The 13,013-nt window shown below is 55.3% G+C and carries 14 protein-coding genes; 8 read left to right on the forward strand and 6 right to left on the reverse strand.

Translation table 11 applies throughout. The annotated features are described in order from the left end of the window. Positions 1 to 26 precede the first annotated feature (26 nt). A complete protein-coding gene (locus ACFQUU_RS05920) occupies positions 27 to 335 on the forward strand; it encodes a hypothetical protein (protein ID WP_382244054.1) in 309 nt (102 codons plus the stop codon). Here ACFQUU_RS05920 and ACFQUU_RS05925 read toward each other — a convergent pair. After that, on the reverse strand, positions 310 to 795 hold the full coding sequence (locus ACFQUU_RS05925; RefSeq protein WP_382244057.1) for a hypothetical protein: 486 nt from the start codon (positions 793 to 795) through the stop codon (positions 310 to 312). The genes ACFQUU_RS05920 and ACFQUU_RS05925 overlap by 26 nt on opposite strands. Before the next feature lie 989 nt (positions 796 to 1,784). On the opposite strand from ACFQUU_RS05925, the gene ACFQUU_RS05930 reads away from it, so the two are divergent. From ACFQUU_RS05930 to ACFQUU_RS05945, 4 genes are all read left to right on the forward strand, one after another. Further along, the gene (locus ACFQUU_RS05930; protein WP_382244060.1) at positions 1,785 to 3,020 is read left to right on the forward strand and encodes a polyhydroxyalkanoate depolymerase; all 1,236 of its coding nucleotides are present in this window, start codon (positions 1,785 to 1,787) and stop codon (positions 3,018 to 3,020) included. 117 nt (positions 3,021 to 3,137) lie between these two features. After that, positions 3,138 to 3,920, forward strand: a complete 783-nt coding sequence (rsxB, locus tag ACFQUU_RS05935) for an electron transport complex subunit RsxB (protein WP_382244063.1) — start codon at positions 3,138 to 3,140, stop codon at positions 3,918 to 3,920. Beyond that, positions 3,917 to 4,567, forward strand: a complete 651-nt coding sequence (gene nth, locus ACFQUU_RS05940) for an endonuclease III (RefSeq protein WP_382244066.1) — start codon at positions 3,917 to 3,919, stop codon at positions 4,565 to 4,567. The genes rsxB and nth overlap by 4 nt, the downstream gene beginning before the upstream one ends. Before the next feature lie 108 nt (positions 4,568 to 4,675). Then, a complete protein-coding gene (locus ACFQUU_RS05945) occupies positions 4,676 to 5,098 on the forward strand; it encodes a DUF1841 family protein (RefSeq protein WP_382244069.1) in 423 nt (140 codons plus the stop codon). A 57-nt stretch (positions 5,099 to 5,155) separates the two neighbouring features. On the opposite strand, the gene ACFQUU_RS05950 is transcribed toward ACFQUU_RS05945, so the two are convergent. The 4 genes from ACFQUU_RS05950 to ACFQUU_RS05965 form a co-directional block, all read right to left on the reverse strand. Next, the gene (locus ACFQUU_RS05950; protein ID WP_382244072.1) at positions 5,156 to 5,662 is read right to left on the reverse strand and encodes an Hsp20/alpha crystallin family protein; all 507 of its coding nucleotides are present in this window, start codon (positions 5,660 to 5,662) and stop codon (positions 5,156 to 5,158) included. A gap of 395 nt (positions 5,663 to 6,057) precedes the next feature. Then, entirely contained in the window at positions 6,058 to 6,399 is a 342-nt protein-coding gene (locus ACFQUU_RS05955; RefSeq protein WP_382244075.1) for a c-type cytochrome, read from the reverse strand. A 13-nt stretch (positions 6,400 to 6,412) separates the two neighbouring features. Then, positions 6,413 to 6,733 carry a c-type cytochrome gene (locus tag ACFQUU_RS05960; RefSeq protein WP_382244078.1) on the reverse strand — a complete coding sequence of 107 codons (321 nt, stop codon included), beginning with the start codon at positions 6,731 to 6,733 and terminating at the stop codon, positions 6,413 to 6,415. Positions 6,734 to 6,989: 256 nt separating this feature from the next. Next, the gene (locus ACFQUU_RS05965) at positions 6,990 to 9,125 is read right to left on the reverse strand and encodes a site-specific recombinase (RefSeq protein WP_382244081.1); all 2,136 of its coding nucleotides are present in this window, start codon (positions 9,123 to 9,125) and stop codon (positions 6,990 to 6,992) included. A 129-nt stretch (positions 9,126 to 9,254) separates the two neighbouring features. Between ACFQUU_RS05965 and ACFQUU_RS05970 the strand changes: the two genes are divergently transcribed. Genes ACFQUU_RS05970 through ACFQUU_RS05980 form a run of 3 tightly spaced genes read left to right on the forward strand, consistent with a single transcriptional unit; the run spans position 9,255 to position 11,915 of the window. Beyond that, positions 9,255 to 10,109 carry a MoxR family ATPase gene (locus ACFQUU_RS05970; protein WP_057290464.1) on the forward strand — a complete coding sequence of 285 codons (855 nt, stop codon included), beginning with the start codon at positions 9,255 to 9,257 and terminating at the stop codon, positions 10,107 to 10,109. Positions 10,110 to 10,150: 41 nt separating this feature from the next. Continuing rightward, positions 10,151 to 10,756: a GNAT family N-acetyltransferase gene (locus ACFQUU_RS05975; protein WP_382244085.1), complete on the forward strand. Its 606-nt coding sequence runs from the start codon at positions 10,151 to 10,153 to the stop codon at positions 10,754 to 10,756. Next, positions 10,746 to 11,915 (forward strand): VWA domain-containing protein, encoded by a 1,170-nt coding sequence (locus ACFQUU_RS05980; protein WP_057290466.1) that lies wholly within the window; start codon positions 10,746 to 10,748, stop codon positions 11,913 to 11,915. The genes ACFQUU_RS05975 and ACFQUU_RS05980 overlap by 11 nt, the downstream gene beginning before the upstream one ends. A gap of 63 nt (positions 11,916 to 11,978) precedes the next feature. Here the strand turns inward: ACFQUU_RS05980 and ACFQUU_RS05985 are convergent, their stop codons facing one another. Then, complete coding sequence (locus tag ACFQUU_RS05985) at positions 11,979 to 12,821, reverse strand: response regulator (protein WP_382244089.1); 843 nt, start codon at positions 12,819 to 12,821, stop codon at positions 11,979 to 11,981. Positions 12,822 to 13,013 lie beyond the last annotated feature (192 nt).

Consider the following 13,013-nt stretch of genomic DNA (forward strand, 5'->3'; position numbering starts at 1 on the left):
AAGTAGAAAGGTTCAAGACTGTACAAATGAAAAAACCGCCATCGCTGGCGGTTTTTCTAGGATTCGGTTCGGCTCTTTTATTCGCGCGCTTACCGCTTCTCCACCGCCATTGGGCTGGAATAGCTAAAGTAAAAATAAAAGTAAAAGCGCGCGAAAGTCATATGTTTTCAACGATGTTGAAGTCTGTTTTAATCAATAGTGCAGCAAATCATGGCGTTTGGCAAGCCGCGAATCACAAACGGGATCACAAACATTTTCAATCGAGGAGGTCGCTTGGCGTGCACAGACAGCACCTTGTTGATCATGCGCTTATCGCGCTGCCAGTTTTGCAATGATTTCGGCAGTGATTAGGCCTGAATACGCCACCCGTTCGCCGCGTGCATTAAACCAGTAACTGCGCGGCATTTCGCCATGCCATTTTGGATCAATCGCATAACGTAGCTGCTCAGGAGGCGCATCGCCGTAAGCCCACGCGTTGCTGCTCATCCCTGTGGACTCAAGTTTCTTCTTCATCAATGCAACAGCTTGCGGATCGCCCAGAGGATCGGTTGAGAGCGTAACGACATGAAGGTCCTTGCGCTTGCGCTTTTCCTCCGCAAGGTTTTTCAGGCTCGCCTGACAGTATTCGCAGTCGAGCGACCAGACAACGAGTACAAAAGGTTTGCCCTTTTGGGTATCGACAATGCGCTTCATCGTGTTTGCTTCGAACGGCTGGATCGTCTCCGCAGCCGAGGCCGTGATGGTGACCAGGGACAATACCGCCGATATCGCAAAACTTCTGAAGCTTACTGGCATAGCCGTCTCCTGTTGAACCCATTTATCGATACACGCTTGTCTCGGGTACAAAACCGCATCATACCGGCTCGCATCGGTAAAACGTAAGCGCAATTGATGATTTGCCTGTTTGTGTAGAACAGCCCCAGCGACATGGACTGCTTCGACATAATTTCCTGTCACTCCTCAATATTGCTCGTCATTACTGTTGGATGCGCGATCACATCTGTGTAAAACGTTATGCTAAAACTGACTTACCGCACATGTTGAGAGGGTGGATTGCGACTATCGCCGTGATTAACCAAACTTGAGCAAAAGAAATGAGTACTCGGTTCGACTATCTGATTAGCAGGCTCGAATGTACGCAGATTTTCAAACCGCTACCCGCGTCGCTCATTGTCACCGTAAAAATTACAACCATTTTGCGTTTTTGATGCATTGCAGAGTGCCGTAGCGCAATCTTTTGGACGATTTCCAGGATATCACTTGAAATTTCAACGCAATTTGTTTCATCGCGCTCGGAAATCGCTCTGGCACGAGTCGTGCTCAGTACTGTTCAAGACGCAATAAACAGTATGGAGACAGCCGACACTGTTGCTTTTTTGGGTAAGTGCACCGAAAGCCCACCTAGCAATTGAGCGATTTAAATATCGCTGTCTTTAGGTAGAGCACATTGAAAAATGCGGGGCTATTTACAAGGCAAATCTCATTTAAGTGTATCTTGCTGGAAGCTTTAATGGACCCATATAGTAGCTAGGGCCCCAAGATACAGTAAGTGTTCGAGTCTGTTGTTGCTTCCGCTAATTTCTGTGCTATGTTACTTAACGGAAAGAGCTAGTCTGGTGAACGCCGTTTGTTCATCAAGCATGTCTTGATTGTTTGGCAAAATTCGACCGACCGGTCAGACTATTTTTTGACGAAAACAACCGAAAATTGTAAGTGATGCATTGCAGCAAGGAAAATTTCCCTGCAGAATCTAGCGATACCGGTACCCCCTGAAAGAGGCCACTATGCTTTATCAATTCCACGAGCTGAATCGGACTTTTCTGAACCCGCTTATTCAATGGGCGGAAGCCTCTGCCAAGCTCTTCACGAATCCAGTTTCGCCTCTTGCGCATACGCCTTATGCGCAGCGCATCGCTGCCGGCTACGAATTACTGTACCGACTAGGCAAGGATTACGAAAAGCCGGAGTTCGGTATCAAAACCGTTCCCGTCGCCGGCAAGCCGGTTGGCGTGTTCGAAGAAATCGAGGAACAGAAACCTTTCTGTCGCCTGATCCATTTCAAGAAAGACCTGAGCAACAAACAGTTTGCCAGCCTCAAGCAGCCAACGGTGCTGCTGGTGGCGCCACTGTCCGGCCACCATTCGACACTACTGCGCGATACCGTGCGCGCCTTGCTGTCGGAACATGACGTTTTCATCACCGACTGGACCGATGCCCGCATGGTGCCGATGAGCGACGGTGCTTTCCATTTGCACGATTACATCTATTACGTGCAGGATTTCATCCGCCGCCTTGGCCCCGATGTGCATGTGATTTCCGTCTGCCAGCCGACTGTGCCGGTGCTGGCCGCGATTTCGCTGATGGCCAGTGCCAACGATCCCAAGCTGCCGAAGAGCATGACGATGATGGGCGGACCGATCGACCCGCGCCGTTCACCGACGCAGGTGAATGATCTGGCAACCAAAAAGCCCTACTCCTGGTTCGAGACTAAGGTGATTTACAGCGTCCCGCCTAACTATCCCGGCTTTGGCCGCAAGGTCTACCCCGGCTTCCTGCAGCATGCCGGCTTCGTTGCCATGAACCCTGGCCGACATGCGCAAAGCCACTGGGATTTCTACATGCATCTGCGCGAAGGCGACAACGAGTCGGCGGAAGAACATCGCAAGTTCTACGATGAGTACAACGCGGTCCTTGATATGCCAGCCGAGTATTACCTCGAGACGATCAAGACGGTATTCCAGGAATTCAACTTGCCCAAAGGCACCTGGGAAGTCGAAGGCAAACTGGTACGTCCACAGGACATCAAGAACGTCGCGTTGTTTACGATTGAAGGTGAACTTGACGACATTTCCGGCACGGGACAGACCCAGGCAGCACATGACCTGTGCTCGAGCATTCCCGAGTCGAAGAAACAGCACTTCACCGCGCCGAAATGCGGTCACTACGGCATTTTCTCTGGCCGCCGCTGGCGCGAAGTGATCTGTCCGAAGATTGGCGAATTTATCAAGGCCAGTTCCTGATTCAACGCCTGAGCGTATAACTCCCCGAAAAAGCCGTTCGCAGATTGCGAACGGCTTTTTTATTTGTGGCAGCAGCGGTTTCCCGGGATAATCCTCTTTTTCCCCGCAAAACCTGCCGTGTCCCACATTCCCACCCTGGCCGACCAGATCGAAGACCTGTTACCGCAGACGCAATGTACGAAGTGCGGCTATGCCGCCTGCCGTCCGTATGCCGAGGCGGTCGCCGCCGGTGAAGCCAACTATAACCAGTGCCCGCCTGGCGGCATGGAAGGCGTGGCGCGTCTCGCCGCTCTACTCGGCAAACCCGTCATTCCGCTCAATCCGGTCAACGGTGTCGAACGGCCCCGTCCGGTTGCCGTGATCGATGAATCCTTGTGCATAGGTTGCACGTTGTGCATTCAGGCTTGCCCGGTCGATGCCATCGTCGGCGCGGCCAAGCATATGCATAGCGTCGTTCCCGACCTCTGCACCGGTTGCGATCTTTGCGTCGCGCCCTGCCCGGTCGATTGCATTGCGATGGTCGACGTCACGCCAGGCAAGACTGGCTGGGCGGCGTGGTCCCAGCAACAAGCCGACGCCGCTCGTGAGCGGCATCGGTTCAGGATTTTTCGCCTGCGTCGTGACAAGGAAGAAAACGATGCACGCCTGGCAGCAAAAGCTGCCGCGAAGCTGAAGGCGGTAGAAGCCGAATCGACGCTGACACCCGAGGAGATGGCGGCACAGGCACGTAAAAAAGCCATCATCCAGGCAGCGATGGAACGCGCCCGCGTTCAGAAAGAAAAGATGGCCGCCACGCCGGCGCCGACGACGACCACCATGGATGACTTGTCCCGTGGCGTGCGCAAGCAGGTGGCCGACATCAACAGCAAGCTCGACGAACAAGCGAACGACCAGCAATGAATGCCGTAAAACGCCTGGAAATTTTCAGACGCTTCCACCAAGCGAATCCCCACCCGACCACCGAACTCGAGTACACGACACCTTTCGAACTTCTGATTTCGGTCATCCTGTCGGCGCAAGCCACCGATGTATCGGTCAACAAGGCGACCCGCAGGCTCTACCCGGTCGCGAACACACCTGCTGCCATTTACGCGCTGGGTGTTGAGGAGCTCGAAAGCTACATCAAGACCATTGGCCTGTATCGCACAAAAGCAAAGAACGTCATCGAAACTTGCCGCATTCTGATCGAGCAGCACGATGGCGAAGTGCCGCGTTCGCGTGAAGCGCTGGAGGCCCTGCCCGGTGTAGGACGCAAGACGGCGAATGTGGTTTTGAATACCGCATTCGGCGAGCCAACCATCGCGGTGGATACCCATATCTTCCGCGTGTCGAACCGTACCAACCTCGCGCCCGGCAAGAATGTCGATGAAGTCGAGCAGAAGCTGCTCAAGTTTGTGCCGGATGAATTCCGGCACGATGCGCATCACTGGCTGATCCTGCATGGACGATACACCTGCATCGCGCGCAAGCCGCAATGCTGGAACTGCATCATTGCCGATCTTTGCGAGTACAAGGACAAGACGCCGCTGCCTGAAAAAGGCGTTTGAAAAAGGTGTTGAGAGATGTCTGCGATGCGGGCACGCTCGCGTATCGCCTGTCGCCATCGGATACAGGCGATACAATGATGTCTTGTTTTTACGGCTGAGCCATTGACGATGTTTACCCCTTCACAGCATGACGTTCGCCGCTTCTTTTGCGAAACTTTTCGCAAGGTGCGCGCGAACGAAATTCTGACGCCGCTGGAAGCGATTGCGCGCGACTGGATCGTTCAGCATCAGGAATATGCGGATGATCTGTCGGATGTCGAAAACGCGCTGGCTGCGGACTATTCCGTCGAACGCGGGCAGAGCAATCCCTTCCTGCATCTGTCCATGCATCTGTCCATCGCGGAGCAGATTTCTATCGACCAGCCACCAGGAATACGTGCAGCCTTTCTCGGGCTGGCCCAACGACTAGGGTCCGAGCATGACGCGCATCACGAGATGATGGAATGCCTCGGTGAAATGATATGGAATTCGCAGCGTAGCGGCTTACCACCAGATGGCGCTGCGTATATCGAATGTGTGAAGCGGCGCTGATTGTCAGGCCGCTTCCGTTGCACGACTGGTGTACCGCAGTCGATTTTTACCCGACCATCATTCCACCTTGATCGACATCTTCCGCGGTTTTTCAAAATCCGCCTTGGGTAGCTCTACCCGTAGCACACCGTTGCGATATGTCGCCTGCGCCTGATCGGCAATCACGGTAACCGGCAATGGAAATACACGGCGAAAACTGCCGTACGCGCATTGCAGCACGCGGTAACGGCCTTCAGTGCTTTCACGCTCGAAACGTTTCTCGCCATTGACGATCAGGGTCCCGTCCTGCACCTCGATATCCAGATCGCTCTTGTCGATGCCTGGGATCTCCAGTTTGACGATCACGCGCTTTTCGTCTTCGAATAAGTCGCCTCCCAACATCGACCATGTACCTGATGGGATGAAAAATGCGTCGTCCACCTCGGTCCGCGCAGGAAGACTGGTCGTATCGCCTGGTTTGAAGCGCGTCAGTGCGCTGGATGCCGACTGTCGCATATGCTGCCAGCCTTCTGCCATCGAATCCCAGAACGACGTCAGTCCTTGCTTCAGTTCATCCAGTTTCATTTCAACCTCCTTACCTTGATAAGAATGTCAACCACGGCCAGCTGATACCGGCGCGGCACAATCGTTTCCCTCTATTGCCTTGGATATCATCCGGACGAGAGTGTTCAACCGCCAGCCTAGAGCGCGGAGACGGTATCCAGACTATAAAAAGACCGGTCGGATGGTGGGATCGTGGAGTGGCGGTGCCAAAAGGAAACAAAGCAACGCAGTGAAGGCGCCGTCAATGCAACCGACCAGGAAAACTATTGTTTTCTGAACCCGGTAACGCAAAATGCCACGACAAGCGTGGCATTTTGTAAGGACTGGCTTGCGACACGTTTTTGTGCCGCGGTTATAGTTCGCAGTTATAGCTAATAGTTATACCGCTGGTGTATCGCCGAGTTGGAGCGGTTTTTTTATTTACGCAGCACCAGCGAGCCAGGCAGGCTGTGCAGGTAAGCGGCGATGTTCTGGATATCCTGACGGGACAAGGGTTTTACCTGCGCACCCATGATTGCGTTGCCGCGGCCATTGGCGCCATCGCCACCACGCTTGTACTGGATCATCGCTTGCGCCAGGTAATCCTCGTGCTGGCCCGCAAGCTTTGGATAGCTCGGATCGATCGGTGAATTGTAGTCCTTGCCGTGGCAGGACGCGCAATTGTACTTCTCCGCTGCGGCCTTACCCTGTTCGATATTACCAGCGGCGAATGCGTTGAACGACAGCAGCACGGCTGCGCCTGCGAGAATCTTTTTCATTATCCGTCCCCTCTTATTTTTGTTGTGCGTAATAGGCCGCAACATCGGCGATATCCTGATCCGACAGGCCGGCGGCGATACCGCGCATGCTTGGATGCTTGCGCTCACCCTTCTTGTACGCATTCAGCGCGTTCTCGATATATTTGGCCGACTGCCCGCCCAGCATGGGCACCTGATAGACCTCGGGGAATGTGGCCTTGTAACCGGGGATGCCGTGGCAGCCGACACACATTGCCACCTTATTTTCTGCTGCCTTGGCGTTGCCGACGATGTCTGCCGCGGCAGCGAAGTTCGCAACACCCGCAAGCGCGAGAAGCGCAAAGATTTTTTTCATGATAGCTGGGTAATTAATACGAATTTTCAAAACTTATCCGCAAGGGATTCGACTGACCCGAGCACCGTAGAGAGACTGGTGAAATTCGGGTTCGCGGACGGCGCCGGTCGAATCGCTGGCGGATAAACTTTAAGCGCGGCCGCTGAAACAGACGGTTATTGCTTTCACGCACCAAAACCGCTTAATTCTACATTAAGACTTCCGGGGAGTCCACGCCGCCATGATGGGGCGCGAACTCTCCAGAAATCGCAGCTATTTACCGGTCGGATCCGGTACGCCGTTCTTCGGGCGGTTGCTCGACAGCCGGTTGCGCCGGCAAGGGTTCCACACTACTCTCGCGCCACTCCGGAAACAGGAACAGCCATGGCGACGCCGCAAATCGCCGCAGCACCGCACGATACACCAGTCGTTGCACGCGCCGCGGAACGTCTCGTGCACGCAATGCCAGCGCGAGCGCACAGGCAAACGCAACACCGACATTCAGCGCGCCGATACCCAGGATGCCAAAGACGGCCAGCCAGAATTCTGGCGTCAGCAGACTATGCCAGCCAAGGCTGGCGACCGCAGCCGTGAGCGTCCCGGTTGCCAGGGTCACGTGCCGGACGTCCAGCGGCAGCCCGAAAAATTGCGCAAGCACCGGAGACATGCCGAGCAAGACCCCAAGCGACACATTGCCGGACACGCTGGCAACGTGCCTTTCGATCCACTTCGCACACCGCTCCGCACGCGTCGTGCCCAGTGCGTGCACCAGGCGGCGATGATGCGTGATGGATTCCCGCATCTTGCGCAACGCGAACCAGTTGTCGGCAAAGCCGGCAACCAGGCTCGATATCCAGAGCAGGATACCGGTAAAGGCCGCGTACAGCGGCGTCGGGCCGACCAGCGATAAGCTGTTTATCGATGCCATGGCTTTGGCCGGATCCATGACAGGCGAGCCGACCGCGTAGATAAACACCAGGGAAATGACCAGCATCGCCGGAATGACAGCCATCAGGTTGCCAAACACGGCCGCAGCTTGGGAACGCAGCAGATAGGCGATTTCCTGCATCAGCTTGCGCAAACCCTCAAGGGTATCCAGCGACTGCATCTTTGCCGCCAAGGCTGGCGCCGTGATGGCCGGCTGCTTGGTCGCGAGTGTGCCGCCCACTGCGGAAATCAGCAGGAAACTCGACGCATAATTGAGCGACGCGAATGCACCCTCGAAAAAGCGTGCGGTACCTCCGGCGGGAAGGATACCCTTGACCAGTACGGTAAAGGCAGTCAATGTGCCGCCGCGCAAAGCCGCCTTGAACATCGCACGGTATTCATTGCCGTCGCGTGCGATGTAGTGCTCCCCATGATCGGCATTACGCTCGACCATTTTGCGCGCCAACAGGGAAAAACTGCGGCCGGCCAGACCCTGCACGGAGGAGCGGTGATGATGCGCTTCGATCAGGTCGATGAGCAAAGCATGCACCTGTGCCGCGCTCTCTTCCTCAGGCAGTGCGGAGCGCAGGTCGATCAAGCGGGACATGCGTGTCAATTGGGCGCGCATGCGCTCTACCCGATAAACCAGGCTGACCGATACGCCGTGCTCATCAAGGTCGGCGTAGATGCGATCGGTCTGCGCCTGACAGACGGCAACCAGCATGCGTACGCTGCGCAGGCAAGATTCGTCATGCACGCCGGAGAGCAGGTATTTTTCAAGTTCGCGTCGCAAGGCAAAAAATGGCGTTGCCTGTAGCGGCATTCGCGGTTCCAGACGCTGCCGGAATTCGGAACCGACGCCGACCGCAATGATCATCGAAACCAGATAGGTTAAAGCTTCATCGATTTGCTGACGATAGTTGTGCGCAATCGCTTCATCGGCACAGAGCTTCCAGATGCGTGTCAATGTGTTTTGATCAAGACCGAGCAGCCAGTCGGCATCGGCGGGCTTGGGAAACATTGCCGTAAAGAGCGTTGACAAATCCTGCTTGCCTGGCGGACGTGGCAGCAGCATGCGAATGACGCGCTCCCACAGTTCGCTGAAAAAAGCCGGCTCGCGCGGCAGGCCGGTAACGCAGAACAGTTCGGGACCAACCGCCTCGCGCAGCGTTTTCTGCAATGTCGCCTGCACTATCCGTTTGGTATCGCGGTTGCGGTCCAGCCAGTCAAGCAGAAAGCGTGTGCGCTGATGTCTCAGCCGCTCCCATGTTTCGGCGTCAGGGATCCCATCACGGGGCGTCATTCTGAGCCACTGCGCAATATCGATCATCCAGTTTGCACGCTCGTTCCACGAAGCGAAGGGATCGGCGCGACGCATCAGCGCCTGGATTTGCGCCACATAGCGGAGATGATGGTCGTTGTATTCCGGCGAACTGCGTCGGAAACGACGCCACATCACCTTTAACTTCATCAGGGATATTTTCATGGTGTGGCTATCTGGTGGGAAAAGTGAGCAAATTCGGCGTACGCCAATCGTTTCAGGCGTTCTGCCGGCCTCCGCGTTCTCGCTTATACTTGTTCTTGTTTCTTCTACTTCTTCTGGACAACACCCGCCATGCGACAAGATACCCGCTTTGAAGGTTCCCAAAATTATGTAGCTACCAACGACCTGAAGCTCGCCGTCAATGCGGCGCTGACGCTGCAGCGCCCTTTGCTGATCAAGGGCGAGCCGGGTACGGGCAAAACCATGCTGGCGGAAGAAGTCGCCGCTGCGCTGGGCATGCCGCTACTCCAGTGGCACATCAAATCCACCACCAAGGCCCAACAAGGCTTGTATGAATACGATGCGGTGTCGCGACTGCGCGATTCACAACTCGGCGACGAACGAGTCAAGGACATTCACAACTACATCGTGAAAGGCGTGTTGTGGCAAGCTTTCACGGCGGATGAGCAGGTTGTGCTGCTGATTGATGAAATCGATAAGGCTGACATCGAGTTCCCGAACGACTTGCTGCGCGAACTCGATCGCATGGAATTTTACGTGTACGAAACACGCGAGATGGTCAAGGCAAAAAATCGCCCGCTGGTGATCATCACGTCGAACAACGAGAAGGAACTGCCTGACGCTTTCCTGCGCCGCTGCTTCTTCCACTACATCAAATTCCCGGACAAGGACACGATGCAGCAGATCGTCGATGTGCACTTCCCGGATCTGAAAAAAGATTTGCTGGCACAGGCGCTGCAGACCTTTTATGAAGTGCGTGAAGTCGCCGGCCTCAAGAAGAAGCCGTCGACATCCGAGCTGCTCGACTGGCTCAAGCTGCTGCTGGCGGAAGACATTCCGGCGGAAGCGTTGCGCAGCAAGGACGCCAAGAGCATTGTTCCACCGCTGCATGGCGCGCTGCTGAAGAATGAACAGGACGTGCATCTGTTTGAACGCCTGGTGTTCATGTCGCGTACCAATCGTTGAATCCCTGTTGAGTAATCGTTAAGGCACCGAGGCAATAGTCCATGAATTTTGTTGAACAGGTCACGCTGCAGGGACGGCATGCGACACTGGAGCCGCTGGCACCGCAACACGCGGACGAAATCCGCGTCGCGGTCCAGGATGGCGAACTGTGGAAGCTTTTCTTCACCATGGTGCCGAAGCCGGAAGCCGTACAGGACTACATCGACGGCTTACTCGCATTGCGTGAGCGCGGCCTCGCCTTTCCATTTGCGGTGCGTGACAACAAGAGCGGACGCATTATCGGCGGCAGTCGCTACCTGAACATCGACCCAGCACATCGCCGTGTCGAGATCGGCGGCACCTGGTATGCAAAGAGCATGCAGCGCAGCGGCATCAATACGGAATGCAAGCTGATGATGCTGACGCATGCGTTCGAGAAGCTTGACTGCATCGCGGTCGAATTCCGCACCGACTGGTTCAACCACCGTTCACAGGCAGCGATCGAACGCCTCGGCGCCAAGCGTGACGGCGTGCTGCGCAATCATATGATCATGGCCGATGGCCGCATCCGCGACACCGTCGTGTACAGCATCATCCGAAATGAATGGCCGGGGGTGAAAACCAACCTGCAATTCAAACTCGAGGCAGGAGAGTCCCATGCTGATTGATTTTTTCTTTACCCTCAAGGATGCAAAGATCCCGGTTTCGATCAAGGAATTCCTGATCCTGCTCGAAGCAATGCAGAAGAACGTCATCAGTCCTTCGCTCGACGATTTCTACTTCCTGTCCCGGACCACGCTCGTCAAGGACGAAGCGCATTACGACAAGTTCGACAAGGCCTTTGGCTTGTACTTCCGTGGCATCGATGCGATCTTTGAAAAGCATCCCGAGATCCCGCTCGAGTGGTTGCAAAAACGCATGGAGCGCGAACTCACTCCGGAGCAAAAGGCGGCTATCGAGAAGTTTGGCTACGACAAGCTGATGGACCGCCTGAAGGAATTGCTGAAGGAGCAAAAGGAGCGCCATGAGGGTGGCAACAAATGGATCGGTACCGGCGGCACATCCCCTTTCGGCAATGGCGGTCAGAATCCGGAAGGCATACGCATTGGCGGCGAGGGCGGCAACCGTACCGCGGTGAAGGTATGGGAAGCACGTTCCTATCGCGATTACGACGATGAGCGCGAACTCGGCACCCGTAACATCAAGGTTGCGCTGCGGCGTTTGCGCAAGTTCGCGCGTGAAGGCGCCGAAGAAGAACTGGCGCTCGACGATACGATCCGCGCCACCGCCAACAATGCCGGCTACCTTGACATCAAGATGCAACCGGAACGCAAGAACAACATCAAGGTGCTGATGCTGCTGGATGTCGGCGGGACGATGGACGACCACATTGCCCGTACCGAGGAGCTGTTTTCGGCCGCGAAAACGGAATTCAAGAACATGGAGTTCTTTTACTTCCACAACTGTGTCTATGACTACCTGTGGAAGAACAACCGGCGCCGGCATGCGGAGCGCTTTCCGACCTGGGACATCCTGCGCAAGTACACACCGGATACGAAAGTGATTTTCGTTGGTGATGCGACCATGAGCCCGTACGAGATTTTGCAGCCGGGCGGCTCGGTGGAGTACAACAACGAGGAAGCCGGCGCGGAATGGCTGCAGCGTTTCACCAGCACCTTCCCGAAGTTCATCTGGCTCAATCCGGAACCGGAAGGCCTTTGGCAGTATCGCCAGTCGATTGCGGTAATTCGTCAGCTGATGAACAACAGGATGTTCCCGGTTACCATCGAAGGCCTGGAACGCGGTATGCGGCTCCTTAGCAAATAAGCAAATGTGGCAAGCGCGCCGGGGCGCCACCCCGGCTGCAGAGCTCCTGTTCGGCGTGTTCGATTATCTGGCCGATGGCAAATATTTCTTCAGTACCGTGATCAGGTGATTGCTGGCCAGAGGCTTGTTGAGAAAACCTTCCACGCCAACATAATGAGCCTGCTCCCTGTCGTACTCAAAGGGCTTGCTGATCAACAGGATGACGGTGGTTTTCACCGGCGAGTCTTTTTCCTTGATCCCCCAGCAAAGACGATAGGGATCGACACCCGGCGTCGAGGTATTGATCAGCACCACGGCAATCGGCTGTTGCTTGCAAATATCGACTGCCGCCATTTCATCGCCTGCCCATAGCACCGGCACCGACACCTGCCCTGGCTGCCGTGCCAGTAAATCGGACAGGTAATCGCGGGAGGCGGTGTTCTTGTCGACGATGAGGACTGCGCCATCTTCAGGGATTTTTGTCCGCATCTTTTCGTACTCGGCCGGATCGGTCAGGTCAATATCCAGTCTCTGCCGACGGCGGCGTTCCGGAACGATGACCACGTCGGACGCTTCCAGTCGGGCAAGTGCATCCGCCCTTTTCTCCACCAGATCGTCCAGCGCGACGAAAAACGCAGGCCATTCCAGGGGGCGGGCAACCCGTGGATACGACAAGTCAATCTGCGGTGTGCCAACCAGGAGTGCCGGTCGAACATCGCTGGCCCCCAAATCGGACAGGATAATCATTGCCTTCAGCTGTTCTGCATTGACCACATACAGGTCTGGATCCTGAAGATTGTCCTCCGCCAGCCTGAAATACCCGTATCCTTTGCCATGGCTTTCCGCGAAGGCGACGTCAAATGCGGCTTCTTCCTCGTCGGAGAAGCCGATGGGGCGCACGGCAAAGGGAAAGATGGTATTTGGCATGGGGTTACATTTTATAAACATTTTGTGATACCGGACTACTTAAACTTCCAGCAACCATGAAAAATCGACCGGAAACGGCGTATGAAACTACACTGACCCAACCCCTGGTTTTTTTATCCACAAACGATACAGAAGCGTTGCATATCACCATTGCACCCCCAAATAGAACTGGTTCTGCCGGGCCTCCGGCAA

It is taken from the genome of Herbaspirillum sp. GCM10030257, from assembly GCF_042666555.1.
Taxonomy (GTDB): Bacteria; Pseudomonadota; Gammaproteobacteria; order Burkholderiales; family Burkholderiaceae_D; genus Noviherbaspirillum.